Here is a 15,642-nt window from a genome sequence, read left to right on the forward strand (position 1 = left end):
CAAGTTAGCCATTAGACTAACGCAGTAAAGCCGTGAATTACTAGGAAAATTAAGCGCTTAAAACTGAAAAAAATTCACGTTAACACTCTTTTTTATTACTATTGAAACGCGTTTAGCGCCCAGCTAACCATGCATTTAGTTTTGCTTGTGAACCAGTAACTTGCGCCATTAATCCATCGGCTGCATTAACAGCCTGCTCGTCATTCCCATTATTTAAATTATATTCAATTAAACGAGCAACTTCGGCTAAACTTGCCGCACCAAATTGAGCGGCGTTTGATTTAAGGCTATGAGAGTGGCGAATAGCAGCCTCTTTATCTTGCCCAATCGCAGCAATTGCTTCGTTACCCAATCGCTCAAATTCCGCACAACAAAATTCCAACGTATCTGGAAATTGTTCACCTAATAGCGATTCCATACTTTCTAAAGCGGATTCGTCAATATTGATCTCTGTCATATTCATGCCCTTCAATACGGTCCATCGATTTTCTTCTTATCTCTTACTCTATATCTAAGCACAAAAAAAACCAACTTTATTAGTGCTAAAATGTATAATTACGGCAAATGTACCAACGAAATAGTGTATTCAATGGCACGTCCTCTTTGTAAACAGTGTAACTTTTCGCTAAGCACTTGTATTTGCAGCGCAATTATCCGTGTTAATAACCAAACACAGGTTATTATTTTGCAGCACCCCAGTGAAGCAAAAGTTAGCAAAAATACGGCGCAGCTATTAGCTTTGGGTTTAACCCACTGTAAAATTATTAGAGGCGAAAATAATCAAGACTTCGCCTGTTTACAGAACCTGCCTGTTGAATCGAGCGTATTACTCTACCCAAGCGAGAGCGCCGTAAAATTAGACCGACCGAATAGTAAAGAAAATCTACAAGAGATTACGCATTTAATTGTGATTGATGGTACATGGAATAAAGCTTTTAAAATTTTGCAATTAACCCCGTTATTACAACAGTTTAAAACGGTAAGCTTTAGCCATATTCCCACCAACCGTTATGCTATTCGTAAAGCCCCTAGAGCAGATAGTTTATCGACACTAGAAGCAGTAGCACATAGTTTATGGCTCATAGAAGCACTAAACCCTGCGCCCTTGTATGGTTTATTAGAGGAATTAATAAAAAAACAAACCCAACACATGCCCGCTCACGTAAAAGCACGTTACTTGTAATGTATGAGCTGAAATAAAATAACCGATGCGTAATACCACATCTCGATTAAAACGCGGATTTTCTCGCCAAGGCCCCGACTATCGTTTTGACGATCAAGTCGATTTTAGTGATATAAGAACCACATTTGGTTTTCGTTCTATGGTGGTTGGTAAATGGGTTACTAAAGAAGAGCGCTTTATTAGTGCCAACTTAATTTATGATGCGCTGGCTGATTTAGCGCAGATTTTGCATTTACCACCCACTGCCATTGGCCTGCGTGGCAAACTTAATTTCGCTTTTGGTCACGGTGGACAAAAAGGCGTGCAAGCACATTATAATGCGTATGACCAAACCTTAGCACTGGCTAAAAATGCAGGCGGTGGCGCTTTAGCCCATGAATGGTTTCATGCTTTTGATCATCATATTAGTGAGCATTTGTTTAAATCAAAAACCCGCTTTGGTTTCGCTTCTAAGTTATGGTTATCACACTCTCCCGACTTAAGCCATCCACTTAATGATGCACTTAATCAATTTTATAAACAGGTGTTTTTAGAGCAAAGCGGTGAACATGCCAATGAATTTGTAAATAAATGCATTGCGTTTGATAAAGCGCATAATCAGCAGTATATGAGTATGCCAGAGGAGCTTGCTGCTCGGTGTTTTGAAGCCTGTATCAACGAGCATCAAACAATCAAAAACAGTTTTTTAGTCGGCGGTTTGAGTAATAATAACTTAATTTATCCTGAGCTAAAGCACACGTTACACGCCAATGAAGCGCTTAACCATTATTTTCAACTATTAGGTTATGCGCTTCATCAACTAGAAAAATAAGCTATTGTTTAGCTCAGTTATTTATCGTCACTGATACGACTTGCTACCGCACTATTCTGATCTTTATATTTTGCATCAATGCGGGTGTTATAAGGGCTTTCACACGGACCGGTAAGTGTTTCAAAACTCATTGCGCCAATTTTCATCATAGGTCTGAGCGCAAGCGGCAGCTTACCAGAGTTATAAAACTCTAAAACAATATTACCACTCCAACCAGGATCGATTCTGTGTGCTGTAACATGCACCATTAAACCCAAACGTGCCAGCGATGAACGCCCGTCTAACCAACCAACAATGTCTGCAGGTAGGGTTACTTTTTCATAGGTTATTGCCAACGCAAGCTCGCCAGGATGTAGAAAAAACGCTTCGCCTTCAGCTAATACAATTTCGTCGCTCATGATTGATTCTAACGCTTTATTAAGCTGATCTTTTGGACCACTTAGATCAACATAAGCGGCATTATGGGCATGAAATGTTCTAAACTTATTACCTAAGCGAAGATCAGCGGTAACCCCTGAAATCATTTCACTCGTTGGCGCGGGCTCGATAACAATGCGCCCATCGTTTAAGTATTCTTTAATATGTGTATCTGAAAGTCTCATTTTTAATCTTCCGTAATCACAACGTCAATCGCGTTGTGATGTTGTTGATAGTAAAGCGTGCTGGCAATCAATCGTGCGGCCGCGCTGTAAGTTTTGCTAATAGCCGCATCTGTATCATCGGCAATCAACTTACCTTGCTCAGAGGATTCTCTGATATCAATCGCAAGCGGAATATGCGAAAGCACAGGCACACCATGCTTAAGGGCTAATTTTTGTGCACCGTCTTTACCAAATACATGGTTGGCCTCGCCGCAATGCCCACAAATGTAATGGCTCATATTTTCAATCAAACCGAGCACTGGCACATTTACTTTATTAAACATAGCAATACCCTTTTGCGCATCAGCAAGCGCTAAGTCTTGTGGCGTCGTGACAATCACGGTGCCACTGGCTGGCACTTTTTGGCTCATGGTTAATTGAATATCACCGGTACCTGGCGGCATATCTACAATTAAATAATCAAGTTCACCCCAATCGGTTTCATTTAAAAGTTGACTAAGCGCGCCTGAGGCCATTGGGCCGCGCCATACGGTCGCATCATCGCTGGGGACTAAAAAACCGATAGATTGCGCTTTAATACCATTGGCATCAAACGGTTGTAATTGTTTATTGTCTTTTGTAACCGGCTCACTGCCAACTAATCCTAACAACATAGGAATTGACGGACCGTAAATGTCGGCATCTAGTATGCCTACTTTTGCGCCTTCATTTTTAAGCGAGCCCGCAAGATTTACAGCCGTAGTAGATTTACCCACCCCACCTTTTCCTGAGGCGACTAAAACAATATGTTTAATGGCTTTAAACTTCGCAGCTTCTTTGAGGTGAACATTAGCCGTTACGTTTACATCAACCTTTAAACGCTCAGTCAAAAATTGAGCCACGTGCGGCATTTCAGATTGCGCCGCAAAAGGGAGAATGAGTTTAACCGTAATTGATTTATCGGTGTTTTGAGTGATATCAGCAATGAAATCTTGCTCAATACCCACAGCGAAAGCGGCACTGCGATAGGCCGCTAGAGCAGAAATAATCGGTTGTTTTTGCACCGATTTTGCAGAGAATAGTTTCGACAGTCCAAACATAGCAATAAAATAGCGTTTCTTTGATGAAAAGTGCCACGGAATTATGTAACATTCAGGGCATTAACACCAGTCAATTAGTAAATATCGATAAGCAGTGTGCTCTGTTATCACTTTGCTTATCGATAATGTAATAATTTTCATCTGTTCCTGACTAGGAACGCTTAATTCGGAATGATTATGGCACAGCGAAAGATCCTGATTACTAGCGCATTACCTTATGCCAATGGCCCTACCCATTTAGGGCATTTATTAGAGTATATTCAAACTGATATTTGGTCGCGTTTTCAAAAACTACAAGGCCACGAAGCATACTATGTGTGCGCCGATGATGCTCATGGCACACCTATTATGCTTAATGCGCAAAAGCAAGGGATCACGCCTGAGGAAATGGTAAAAAACGTTAGTATCGAGCGCCAACGCGACTTTGCTGATTTTAATATCAAATTTGATAATTACCACAGTACCCATAGCCAAGAGAATAAAGAATTTAGTGAGCTTATTTATAACCGCCTTAACGATGCCGGTCATATCAAAAAGCACACTATTTCACAGTTATTCGATCCAGAAAAAGGCATTTTTCTGCCAGATCGCTTTGTTACTGGCACGTGTCCTACATGTAAATCAGAAGATCAGAACGGGGATAGCTGTGATGCCTGTGGCGCAACCTACAGCCCAACCGAGCTAATCAACCCACGCTCTGTTATGTCGGGTGCTGAGCCTATCTTAAAAGATTCTGAGCATTACTTTTTTGATTTACCCGCCTTTGAAGACATGCTTAAAGAGTGGCTACATTCAGGCACAATTCAACAAGAAATGGCCAACAAGTTAGATGAGTGGTTTGCCGATGGTCTCCAGCAATGGGACATCAGCCGTGATGCACCTTATTTTGGTTTTGAAATTCCAAACGCACCAGGTAAATACTTTTACGTATGGCTAGATGCGCCTATTGGTTATATGGCGAGCTTTAAAAACTTATGTGACAAACAAGGCATCGACTTTGATGCATTTTGGCAAGAAGGTTCAGACGCTGAGCTTTATCACTTTATTGGTAAAGACATCATCTATTTCCACAGCCTATTTTGGCCTGCTATGTTAGAAGGCGCTCAATTTAGAAAGCCAACTAATGTGTTCGCCCATGGTTTTGTTACGGTCAATGGCGCAAAAATGTCTAAATCAAAAGGCACGTTTATTAAAGCGCGTACTTATTTAGATAACCTAGACCCAGAATTTTTACGTTACTACTACGCAGCTAAACTTAATAGTGGCATTACCGATTTAGATTTAAACCTTGAAGATTTTGCACAACGTGTAAACTCAGACTTAGTGGGTAAAGTAGTGAATATTGCCAGTCGTTGTGCTGGTTTTATTACTAAAAAGTTCGACGGTAAGCTGAGCAATACAGTTATGCAACCTCAATTGCTTGCAGAATTCCAGAACGCATCAGCGACAATCACCGAATATTACGAGAACCGTGAATACAGCCGCGCAATCCGTGAAATTATGGCACTTGCTGATAAAGCAAACCAGTTCATTGATAATGCCGCGCCTTGGGTGCTTATTAAAGACGAGTCAAAGCAAGAAGAAGCGCATCAGGTATGTTCGTTAGGACTTAACTTATTCCGCGTACTGATCACTTACTTAAAGCCTGTACTGCCTGGTATGGCCACAAATGTTGAAGCCTTTTTAAATGATGAATTATCTTGGCAGGGTGCGCAAACAGCGTTAGTAAACCACCCTATCAATAAATTTAAGCCGTTAATGCAACGTGTAGAAATGGATAAAGTGAATAAAATGGTTGAAGAATCAAAAGAAAGTTTAGTTGCTGAAAAAGACAAAATCGATCCTAATAGCCCGCTTGCGAAAGAGCCTATTAGCGAAGAGATTGAGTTTGATGACTTTGCAAAGGTAGACCTGCGTGTTGCTAAAATTGCCAAAGCAGAGCACGTAGAAGGCGCTGACAAACTACTTAAGTTAACCCTTGATTTAGGCGGTGAAACTCGCCAAGTGTTTGCTGGAATTAAATCGGCTTACGCACCAGAAGACATTGAAGGTAAATTAACGGTAATGGTTGCTAACCTCAAACCACGTAAAATGCGTTTTGGAATGTCTGAAGGCATGGTACTTGCGGCAGGCCCTGGTGGTAAAGAAATTTACATTCTTAACCCAGACGACGGCTCTGAGCCGGGTATGCGCGTAATGTAATTATTATCGCTTAAAGCCGCTAATATTTAGCGGCTTTTTTTTCATCTGTTATTTAGCTATTATAATAAGAATTTTTAACGCCGCTATTCTGTGGTTTACTTCCTGAAAATAATTAAGCATTATTGCGATTTGATATTACTGCAACAACTTTTGCTAAGTGAATCACCAAGCTTTGCGAGCTAATATACACAAACCAGTTTATATAGCGCACTTGAGGGTAAAAGCCTTGCCCCTGATTACCATAAATCCAAAAAGCACCAATAATGGCATCAGCCAATGCAGCAAGGAAAAGCCCTAAGCTCACCCACACTATTGGTTTGGGTGCGTTAGTCCCACCATAGGCAACAACTAATACCAGACCCATAAGCCCAACAGCCGTTATCACTAAACTATAGACCCCAGTCATAGCTAAAATAGTATCTCCTACCCCCTCAAGATACATAGAAGAGAGCGACGCACTACTTAGCACCAACACAACAACAAAAAAAAGTGCACTTTTTATAAGCGACACCCGACGTTTTATATTAAAAGCTAACACACAGGCTATAAATAAAAGGCTGTAACCAGGTGCAAAAAATAAGATTGAATCCACTAAGTAATCATGTTTTATCAAGGTACTATAGCGATAATAGTGTTGGGGTAAATTAAAATTAATCACATCACCCGCGATACACAACATAAAAGCGCCACTGCCTAAAAGAGCAATAAAGCGTAATTGTTGGTCTTTAAAACGTTTAAATACCCAAGCTGACATCGTTACACTATTAAACATAAGTAAGCAGAGGGAACTCAGTGACAACAGCATTAAAACACTTTTATTTTCAGGCGCAAGTAGCCCTATTAACATCACAGCTAAAGCGCACAGCCAAGCTATAAAAGTAATAATTTGATGCGGATGTTTTATAGATAACGGATTAATTGCACTATCCAACCTTTAAAATTAATAACGTTAACTTAGCAAGTTTTTATCGTCCAAGGCTATTTTTTGTTTTGCATGTGCTGCATTTCTTTTTGTATTTTAAGCCGACATTGCGCTAACTGTTCGAGTCGAATTGCTTTAATAGCGGCTAATGGATCTTGTGCATTAAGTCCACCAGCATCATGGTTATTTTGTTGGTTTATTATTTTACTCTCACCGTGCTTATTGTGCATATCTTTTCTCTTGAAACTGTTTATCGATTTTAGGCGCGATGCCTTAAGTAAAAAGTGCTTAAACGCTAAACGATTTACTTGAAAAACACCTGACACCCTGTATATTAGAACCTTCTAATATTTAGAGGTGTATTATGCGCATTATTTTGTTTTTTTCCAGTTTATTTCTTTCATCCGCTGCTTTTGCTAGCAATACCGACGAGGCACGACAAACCATTAAGGCATTTTCAAGTGATTTAAAACAGGTACTGGTTAGTACTATGAAACAAAGCGGCCCACTAGCGGCAATAAGTGTATGTAATACAGCTGCACCCGCTATCGCTTCACAACATAGCAATAGTCCTTGGCAAATTAGCCGCAGTGCTTTGAAAACTCGTAACTCAGATAATCAACCCGATGCATGGCTCAAAAATGTTTTATTAAACTTTGAACAACGTAAGCTCAATGGCGAGCCGGTAGCAAGCATAGAATATCAAGAGCAAAGACCGGATGGCTGGTATTTTGTAAAAGCGATTCCTACTCAAAAAGCGTGTTTAGCGTGTCATGGCAGTCAGATTGACCCCACAGTTTCTAAAAAAATAGCGACTTTATACCCTAATGATCAGGCAACTGATTTTAAACTGGGTGACATTCGTGGCGCATTTGTTGTTAAAAGGGCCAGTGAAAATCACCAATGATAATTCATTGAAGATCAGCTATTAAATTTTACCGCATCGGATGCAATACGCTTTTTACGCCTAACATATAAAGTATGTGGCAGCATAAGTAATTGATTTAATAAAATAGCTAATACCAATGCAAACAACACTGCACTCGCGGTTAAAGGGATACCTAACTTAAAGTTATCAAGTGTATTTTGTAATCTGTCAACGCGCTCAGGGGAGAACATATACAGCATTTTTTGCACTAAATTACCTTGTTCAAAAATAGCCATCCCTTTTTTTAAATCGGCAAATTGCAGTAATGTTTGCTGTTTTTGATTTGCATCGGCTCTAACGCTAGGTTCAGGGTTAGCTAAGTGGCGGTTTATCATCGCTTGCGTGCTAGAAAAGTTATATTGCTTGGCCGTTTTTGCATAGCCGTCGACTTGCCATTTTGTTGCATGGTATAAGCCCGCTAAATGTTGTTGGTAATGATCACTCAGCTGCGGTAGTTGCAATGAAACAATAAAAGCGCAAGCAAATATTAACTTATCGAACAGGTTAACGATCATAATAATCCCTTGTGCTGCGTTTAATAAAAGTGACTACTGTTAACTATAGCAGGTAGTCGCTTTAGTCTAAATACCATGCGCTGCTGCGCTGTTAATCTGCTTGGTGGAATTGACGATGTAGGGCGTGAACCTGCTCAACAAGTGCTGGTACGGGCCCATAAACAGCGACATTAGGAGCAACCGCTTCAATAGGTAACGGGTTAACCGGCGACTTAGTCATTTTGAGCTCGCTAAGCCAGCTAGTTAATTGCGCAGATGAACTGACATACATAATTCGACCTAAGCCAACCCAGGCGTGTGCCGCAGCACACATAGGACAATGTTCTCCTGAGGTATACACTGTGGCGCTGGCGCGTTGCTCTGGGGTCATATTGTTGGCTGCCCAACGAGCAATCTCAAATTCAGGATGACGAGTATGATCGCCACCCGCAACACGGTTGCGATCTTCCATACATACATGCCCATTAGCATCAACAAGGACTGAGCCAAACGGTTCATCACCTGCTTCTAACGCCTCTTTAGCTAGCGCTACGGTGCGTTTTAAGTGCGCTAAATCAGTCTCGTTCATAATCTGTAAACTCCTTTACTATCACTTTTGGGGATATTTAGTAACGTGATCAGTTTTTCTACTGCGCTAACCATAACGCTTTGATCCCTGCTTTTGCAACACGTACATCCTCACTGCCATGAGCACCGCCAACTCCCACAGCCCCCACCACAGTATCGTTTATATAAATAGGCACCCCGCCATCCAATATTAAAATGTTTTCATCTAAATAACGAAGGTCTGCTGGAATAGTGCCCTCATTTATGCCTTTTGCTATAACTGCGGTTTCTCGCTTTTGCGAATTGGCGGTATAGGCTTTTTTATAACTGGCACGAATAGTATGAACACCGGCACGATGATCGCGAAGTACCGCCAGCGTTTGCCCAGATGCATCCACAACGGTTATTGATACAGCTAAATTGTCCTTGAGCGCCGCTGCAGACGCTGCATTGACTATACGCTGTGCCATTTCACCCGTTAATTGTGCCACCATAGCCACATTTTCAAGCTGTTGATTATAAGTATTTATCTGCATTTCAGTTTGTCCAGCAACAGACGCTAATGAAGAAAGTGATGCAATGAGCGCTGTAAAAATAGCCCGTTTTTTCATGGTTTATTTCCTATTGTTAATTAATGACGTTATATCGCTGAACTGGATATAAAAAATTGAAAATAAACAGACCGTGTTTACTCATAAAAGCTTTCACTAGGAGGGTTAATAGCAGGCTTTGCTTTTTATAAAATACTTTTATTGGGATAAGGTAATGTAACCCCCCTTTTTTAAAATGATCGTAAGCTAGCAACTCGGCGTAATATTTAACCGACAACTAATCAATTTAAAGGAAAGTAACATGTTTAAGAAAATAGCGTCTGTTCTGACTTTTGTATTAGCAAGTTTAACCCTATCTACAGCAGCTCATGCCGATCACCATGGTATGAAAAAAGATATCGTTGATGTAGCTGCTGCCAATGGATCGTTTTCAACACTCGTTGCTGCCGTCAAAGCAGCAGGCCTTGTTGATACGTTAAAAGGAGATGGTCCTTTTACTGTATTTGCGCCAACTGATGAGGCATTTGCTAAACTACCAGCAGGTACCGTTGAAAACCTTCTTAAGAGCGAAAATAAAGACAAGTTAACTGCAATTCTTACCTACCATGTGGTATCAGGTAAAGTAATGGCTGCAGACGTTGTAAAATTAGACAGTGCAACGACCGTGCAAGGCCAGTCTGTGAATGTAACCACCAATGATGGCTCTGTCATGATCAACAATGCAAACGTAGTAATGGCAGATGTAAAAGCCAGCAACGGCGTGATTCATGTCATTGATACTGTTTTGTTGCCAAAAGAGTAACAATCTAATCTCCACAGCGGAGTAAAATACTAACTCCGCTCACTATTACAAGCACAAAGTATTATTTTCTTTTACTAAATGCCCTCTTTTATACTAGTGATTTTTACACTATATTAAAAGATAATTAAGCGTCTGTTAATATTGAGAAAGTGTTTGTGGAAACAAATAAAAATAATACTACTGTTGAAGATAAACCAACTGAAGATCAAAAGAAGTTTTTCCTCGATTTACTCCCGGGAAAGCTAATTGATATACAATTTAACAATCCCATTCAGGTTCGCTTTAAACTCACTTTAATCGGCTACGACACCGGTAAATATTTAATATTAAAATACCCTGCTCAAGCAGGTAAAAATGATTACAGCGACATTTTAGTTGAAGGTAATGGGGCTATTGTACGTTATATCATTGAAGACGAACGGGGCGAATGTGTTGCTTTTTCAACCAGCATATTAGCGATTTCATTTCGCCCTGAACGATTAATTTATTTAGCTTACCCTAAAAAAATTGAAAGCCGCCAATTACGTGAAACTAGCAGGTTGCCTACACACATTCCGGCTAAAATTAGTTTACATAAAGGCGATATTGATGCTGATAATAAAAGCTTATTGCACGGTTTAATTATTGATATTTCTCCGAGTGGTTGTCGCTTTGCTATTCACGTAAGCTCTGGATTTGTTGCACTAAAAAAACGTCAAGTTTTTGTGCATATACTTTCTCCATTAGACAACGAGCCTGTTATTATTACGTCTTACATTAGGAATAACCAAATGAAAGGCAACCGCCTTAGCGTTGGTATAGAGTTTGATGCTTCAGAGCAAGTTAAGCTTAACAAGCTATTAGAAGCTTACTCGATTGATATTGATTAATGCCTTAAATAATCCTACCTGCAAAAACAGCAATGGCTAACCAATCTTGCTTAGCCATTGTAATAGTTAGTTTTTTATTCTAAACGCTTCAAAAACCGGTCACTTCTTGGCAAGTAGTAATCATCATAATCAAGCGAGACAATCACTCGCTCTGCCCGACCCAGCAACTCATCACGTGGAATTAATCCAATAACCCGTGAGTCCGCACTGTTATCGCGGTTATCACCCATAACCAGATAATGATCTGCTGCTATTGGTGTTGCCGGAAACTGCACTAAGCTTGCTGCCGATTTGGTAAGCCGTATGGTATGAGCATGCCCCTTTAAGTGCTCAGTTTTATCTAGCCACCGAATACTCTCGTTTAAAGTGCTATAACTTACTTTCTCGCCATTAATGGTCAATTCGTTATTTTGCAATGAAACTATATCACCTGGTGTGCCAATAACGCGTTTTATTAAACGGTTATCCGCCACTTTAGAATCAAATACAATAATATCGCCGGTTTGTGGTTCTGCCAGTCTTAACAGGGATACATGCGTAAATGGTATACGTAAATCATACGCCATTTTATCGGTAAGGATTCGGTCGCCTTCTTCAATAGTCGGTTTCATTGAACCTGTTGGTACTTCGTACCAATCGGCGACGGCACTACGAAACACACTCTTTAAAATAATAAAAACAATAGGGCCTGTTGACCTTTGCGGATTGGAATTTGTTCAAACAAGGGGCGATTTAATCGCGGCGCGAGGTTTGTAACCTAGTGGGCTAAGTAAAAACCGAGTAACAAAGAGTTAATCGCCCCTTGGAAGAACCCTTTGGGCAATACCTGTTTGGCATTGATGCTACGTTATCGCCTATTTATGGGGAATAACCACACCACATAGGCTCTGCCTTGCTTAAATACCAAACAGACTACTGCAAATTCAACCTTGAAAGGTTAACAGGCCCTTAAGAACGGTTATTTTTCCAAAATTTATAAAGTCGCTTCATGTTTTGTCCCTGCTATAAGTTAAGTATTTATTTGACTGTATAAATGCAGAGCCGTTCAAATGAGTGTGAAACAAAACATGTTTAGGGATAGAGACATGCATAAAACATGTCTCTAAAGATAGTTTACTGCTGGTTTAACTTGTCTTTCGCTTCTTGTACTTTTGCAAAATCTAAACCTAATTCATCCGTTGCTTCTTTAATTAAATGAGGTTGGGTCATTACTACCGCCATCAATTGCTGAAGTTTTTCAGGTGGTATGCCCAGCTCTTGTACTAAAGCCATAGCCATCATTGGGTTTTGGGTAAATGCTTCAAATAATGCCGCTACTTTTTCATCGCTGACATTGTGCTCTTTTAATATTGCAATAATTGGATTCATTATTAACCTTAAAATCGAAATAGTTTGTTAAAGTATATGGCTTCATATAGGGATTAACAATATTAATCCCTGTGGCATTACTTGTTTCACTCTACCAACAATACAACTTTACCTGAGTTTTCATTACCCTCTAAAATGGCATGTGCCTCACTAGCTTGTTGCCATGGCATGGTTTTATAAATATTAAAGTCATATTTCTGATTGGCAATATCATCATAAAAGCGCGCTACAAATGCATCTCTTAACGCACGCTTAAACGCGATACTGCGATTACGTAATGTGGAGGCATGAAACGAAATACGTTTTTGTAATAAGCGTGCAAAATCGACTTCGGCAAAGCGACTATCTAAAAATGCGAGCATCACAATCTGACAATCCATTGCGGCCACTTTGGCATTTTTATTCAAATAGCGGCCAGAAACCGGATCGACTATGGCGTTTGCACTTAAGTTATGTGCCTTCATATATTCAACAAAATCAGTGGTTTTATAATTAATCACATGGTCAGCACCCAAGCTTTTAGCGTGTTCACATTTTTCATCAGACCCTGCTGTTATTACCACCTGTGCACCGGCACTTTTTGCCATTTGAATAGCCGCTCCGCCTACGCCACTGGCACCGGCATGAATAAGCGCCGTTTGCCCTGATTGTAGTTTTCCTAACTCAAAGAGTGCACCAAAGGCAGTTAAATACACTTCACTAATAGCAGCACCTTGTGCCATAGAAATATTATCTGGCAATTCTATTAATTGCTGCGCATCTACCGCGACATATTCACTGTAAGCACCTCCAGCACATAGAGTAAAAATACGCTTATCTTGCCATTTAGGGTCTACCTCACTGCCAAGCTCACACACGGTACCTGCACATTCGAGTCCTAGAATAGGGCTATCCCCTTCAGGAGCAGGATACTTACCTTGACGCTGCATACAATCGGCACGGTTAACGCCAATCGCTGCTACTTTTACCAATACTTCATTACTGCTAATCTGCGGCTTATCGGTTTGTTCAAACGCTAATTGCTGATCTTGATGTGAAATGTACTGCATAAATCTCCTCGTATTTTATTCTATTTGATTTTCGCCATACTTCGGCTTCAACTAACTCGTTATTTTCTGTGTAATATATTTAAAGTGTGTAGTGGTTAGTAATTTTATTGATGTAACCTCGGGGTTTTAGCACTGGCAAACACAAAGCCTGACAAAAAAAGCGAAGCCAACTAATTTAAACTCATAATACTCCTTTTGGAGTTAACAGCGCCTTAAGCACAAAAATTCAGTGCTGATTTAATCAGTTTATTGGCCTTTGTGGACTAACCTTTGTTCAATTCAGACCGAACTCGTTGGGCAGTACATGTTCTGCATTTATGCTGCGTTATCAGCAATTGCTGGGGAAGCATTGCCTAAAAACACAACTTCAAATTTAACCTTGAAAGATAAACAAAACTATAAATTATTAAAGCGCCAGCTTTGTTTATAAGGATATACATCAGGAAGCTGACCTTGCTCAATACCTTGCTGAGTCATTTGCCAGTACTTTGCCGTAAATAAATCACTATGATAATGATTAAAATGGCTAAAGGCACTGCTGCTGGCACTAAAAAACACCTTAAATTGACTCGGGAATATATCATTTTGGTCTATATCAAAATAAGAATGTGAGCTTATTTCCTCTAACGCGTTGTCAGTATTTGGCACTTCTCTAAAATTACAATCAGTAAGAGGGCAAATTTCATCGTAATCATAAAATACCACTCGCCCCCAACGTGTCACGCCAAAGTTTTTCATTAGCATGTCACCGGCAAAAATATTAGCACTGGCAAGCTCTTTAATCGCTTTACCATAATCAACCATCACCTGCTGCAGTGATTTACTGCTACATTGACCGATATATAAATTAAGCGGTGTCATTTTTCGCTCAACATAGACATGTTTGAGTATTAACGCTTTACCCGAAATAATTAAGCTATCACCAATGTGTTTTTTCATTTGTGTAAGCAGTTCATCACTAAAACGACTTAAATCAAAGGCTAGGTATCTAAATTCATGAGTATCAACTAATCGCCCTACTCTATCAGCCTGTTTTACAAAGTTATATTTATCTTTTACCTGCTGTTTTGTCGCCGTTTTTGGTGCACTAAATTTATCTTTTATTACTTTGTACACATAGTCTAGGCCATCAATTGTAAAAACAAGCATCACCATACCTGGTGTACCTGGCGCTAAATGATATTTATATTGCTCGGGGCTACTTTTAGTCGTATCCACCTTATAGCGATAAAATTCTGTTTTCGCATGTTTAATAAAACCTATCGCATTAAACAATTCAAACCGTTGTTTGTGAGGCATTAACACACTTAAGTAATCTACATACCTTGCAGGTTGGTCGGTATCTACCATAAAGTACGTGCGCGCAAAGCCAAATAACAAGCTCAGCTGATCAGCACCCATCATCACAGCATCAATTGTAAGCCCGTCAGGGGTATTTAAAATGGCTATTGCAAAGGGCATATTATCGCCATTTTTAGCAATACATCGTCCTATTACATAACACGCTTTATTTCGGTAAAAGTGTGAATTGGCGTACTCAATATAGCCGTCATTTAAACTTATTAGCTCATACACTTGTCTGCATTGTTGCTGCGCCCCTTGGGTTAACGTTGCTTGTAGTTTAGCTAAGTCCTCGTTTAAATTTTTAAATGGCACTCTAAACACTTGTTCATTGACTAAAGTTTTAACTGCGCTATCAAAGCCTTCTTTTAAGGAAATACGACTCACAAGCCCTTCATAAGAACGTGGTTGCCCCCGGTACTTTGCTTTTAAGACAAATAAATGCACCGTACGAATTTTTTTATCATCCCAAATAGCGCCAAAAGTAGAATTAAAAAACGTATGTGCAATTGGCTGGTTTTCATGCTCTTTAACCATTTCGCCATAAATATTTTTTGCTCGTTGCCATGTTTGTGGGCAGTTTAGTTCATCATAGGCAATCACTTTAACGGCCTCACTCACCTGCTTTACTTGACGCTCATACACTTGCAAGCGCGCTCGCATTGCCGCTTGCACCTCATGATATTGGCGTTGTTCAAAGCGACTTTGTGCCCCTAAGGTAATATTTAAGAACTGTGCAAACATAGCTTCAAAGCCAGCAAATACAGCGCGTGCTAACTTAGTGGCTATGAGTTCTTGTATAGGATTGTGGGTAGACGTTAACGACGTGCTAGGCATAGTATAGGCGCTTCTATTTTTAGCAATTATGCTGATT

The 15,642-nt window shown here is 40.0% G+C and carries 18 protein-coding genes; 6 read left to right on the forward strand and 12 right to left on the reverse strand.

Annotated elements, in window-relative coordinates:
- Window positions 1–112: 112 nt before the first annotated feature.
- Window positions 113–457, reverse strand: coding sequence for an Hpt domain-containing protein (locus tag PTET_RS08565; protein WP_016900383.1), 345 nt, complete (start codon window positions 455–457; stop codon window positions 113–115).
- Between the two features lie 132 nt (window positions 458–589).
- Between PTET_RS08565 and PTET_RS08570 the strand changes: the two genes are divergently transcribed.
- Together PTET_RS08570 and PTET_RS08575 are read left to right on the forward strand one after the other, a co-directional pair.
- Window positions 590–1,183 (forward strand): tRNA-uridine aminocarboxypropyltransferase, encoded by a 594-nt coding sequence (locus PTET_RS08570; RefSeq protein ID WP_096038469.1) that lies wholly within the window; start codon window positions 590–592, stop codon window positions 1,181–1,183.
- Window positions 1,184–1,208: 25 nt separating this feature from the next.
- Window positions 1,209–1,994: a CLCA_X family protein gene (locus tag PTET_RS08575; protein WP_058154702.1), complete on the forward strand. Its 786-nt coding sequence runs from the start codon at window positions 1,209–1,211 to the stop codon at window positions 1,992–1,994.
- 17 nt (window positions 1,995–2,011) lie between these two features.
- Here PTET_RS08575 and dcd read toward each other — a convergent pair whose 3' ends face one another.
- Both dcd and apbC read right to left on the reverse strand, forming a co-directional pair.
- Window positions 2,012–2,596, reverse strand: a complete 585-nt coding sequence (gene dcd / locus PTET_RS08580) for a dCTP deaminase (protein ID WP_013465052.1) — start codon at window positions 2,594–2,596, stop codon at window positions 2,012–2,014.
- Window positions 2,597–2,598: 2 nt separating this feature from the next.
- Window positions 2,599–3,675 (reverse strand): iron-sulfur cluster carrier protein ApbC, encoded by a 1,077-nt coding sequence (gene apbC / locus PTET_RS08585; RefSeq protein ID WP_096038470.1) that lies wholly within the window; start codon window positions 3,673–3,675, stop codon window positions 2,599–2,601.
- 177 nt (window positions 3,676–3,852) lie between these two features.
- Here apbC and metG point away from each other — a divergent pair, with 177 nt between their 5' ends.
- Window positions 3,853–5,877 carry a methionine--tRNA ligase gene (gene metG / locus PTET_RS08590; RefSeq protein ID WP_096038915.1) on the forward strand — a complete coding sequence of 675 codons (2,025 nt, stop codon included), beginning with the start codon at window positions 3,853–3,855 and terminating at the stop codon, window positions 5,875–5,877.
- Between the two features lie 112 nt (window positions 5,878–5,989).
- On the opposite strand, the gene PTET_RS08595 is transcribed toward metG, so the two are convergent.
- The gene (locus PTET_RS08595) at window positions 5,990–6,631 is read right to left on the reverse strand and encodes a hypothetical protein (protein WP_244186354.1); all 642 of its coding nucleotides are present in this window, start codon (window positions 6,629–6,631) and stop codon (window positions 5,990–5,992) included.
- 224 nt (window positions 6,632–6,855) lie between these two features.
- Complete coding sequence (locus PTET_RS19050; RefSeq protein WP_167378568.1) at window positions 6,856–7,029, reverse strand: hypothetical protein; 174 nt, start codon at window positions 7,027–7,029, stop codon at window positions 6,856–6,858.
- A gap of 134 nt (window positions 7,030–7,163) precedes the next feature.
- Between PTET_RS19050 and PTET_RS08605 the strand changes: the two genes are divergently transcribed.
- Window positions 7,164–7,706 carry a Tll0287-like domain-containing protein gene (locus tag PTET_RS08605; RefSeq protein ID WP_096038472.1) on the forward strand — a complete coding sequence of 181 codons (543 nt, stop codon included), beginning with the start codon at window positions 7,164–7,166 and terminating at the stop codon, window positions 7,704–7,706.
- Window positions 7,707–7,720: 14 nt separating this feature from the next.
- On the opposite strand, the gene PTET_RS08610 is transcribed toward PTET_RS08605, so the two are convergent.
- The 3 genes from PTET_RS08610 to PTET_RS08620 form a co-directional block, all read right to left on the reverse strand.
- The gene (locus tag PTET_RS08610) at window positions 7,721–8,242 is read right to left on the reverse strand and encodes a DUF2937 family protein (protein WP_036954581.1); all 522 of its coding nucleotides are present in this window, start codon (window positions 8,240–8,242) and stop codon (window positions 7,721–7,723) included.
- Between the two features lie 91 nt (window positions 8,243–8,333).
- The gene (locus PTET_RS08615) at window positions 8,334–8,810 is read right to left on the reverse strand and encodes a nucleoside deaminase (protein ID WP_096038473.1); all 477 of its coding nucleotides are present in this window, start codon (window positions 8,808–8,810) and stop codon (window positions 8,334–8,336) included.
- Between the two features lie 58 nt (window positions 8,811–8,868).
- Window positions 8,869–9,399, reverse strand: a complete 531-nt coding sequence (locus PTET_RS08620; protein WP_036954574.1) for a GlcG/HbpS family heme-binding protein — start codon at window positions 9,397–9,399, stop codon at window positions 8,869–8,871.
- Between the two features lie 241 nt (window positions 9,400–9,640).
- Between PTET_RS08620 and PTET_RS08625 the strand changes: the two genes are divergently transcribed.
- Both PTET_RS08625 and PTET_RS08630 read left to right on the forward strand, forming a co-directional pair.
- Entirely contained in the window at window positions 9,641–10,141 is a 501-nt protein-coding gene (locus PTET_RS08625) for a fasciclin domain-containing protein (protein ID WP_013465061.1), read from the forward strand.
- Window positions 10,142–10,296: 155 nt separating this feature from the next.
- Complete coding sequence (locus PTET_RS08630) at window positions 10,297–11,010, forward strand: flagellar brake domain-containing protein (protein ID WP_013465062.1); 714 nt, start codon at window positions 10,297–10,299, stop codon at window positions 11,008–11,010.
- A gap of 74 nt (window positions 11,011–11,084) precedes the next feature.
- Here PTET_RS08630 and lepB read toward each other — a convergent pair whose 3' ends face one another.
- From lepB to aceK, 4 genes are all read right to left on the reverse strand, one after another.
- Window positions 11,085–11,669, reverse strand: coding sequence for a signal peptidase I (lepB, locus tag PTET_RS08635; protein ID WP_244186355.1), 585 nt, complete (start codon window positions 11,667–11,669; stop codon window positions 11,085–11,087).
- 454 nt (window positions 11,670–12,123) lie between these two features.
- Window positions 12,124–12,378, reverse strand: a complete 255-nt coding sequence (locus PTET_RS08640) for a DUF2999 family protein (protein ID WP_008113615.1) — start codon at window positions 12,376–12,378, stop codon at window positions 12,124–12,126.
- 86 nt (window positions 12,379–12,464) lie between these two features.
- Complete coding sequence (locus PTET_RS08645; protein WP_096038475.1) at window positions 12,465–13,427, reverse strand: zinc-binding dehydrogenase; 963 nt, start codon at window positions 13,425–13,427, stop codon at window positions 12,465–12,467.
- Window positions 13,428–13,823: 396 nt separating this feature from the next.
- Window positions 13,824–15,605, reverse strand: a complete 1,782-nt coding sequence (aceK, locus tag PTET_RS08650) for a bifunctional isocitrate dehydrogenase kinase/phosphatase (protein WP_013465066.1) — start codon at window positions 15,603–15,605, stop codon at window positions 13,824–13,826.
- Window positions 15,606–15,642 lie beyond the last annotated feature (37 nt).

The organism is Pseudoalteromonas tetraodonis (assembly GCF_002310835.1).
Lineage (GTDB): Bacteria > Pseudomonadota > Gammaproteobacteria > Enterobacterales > Alteromonadaceae > Pseudoalteromonas > Pseudoalteromonas tetraodonis.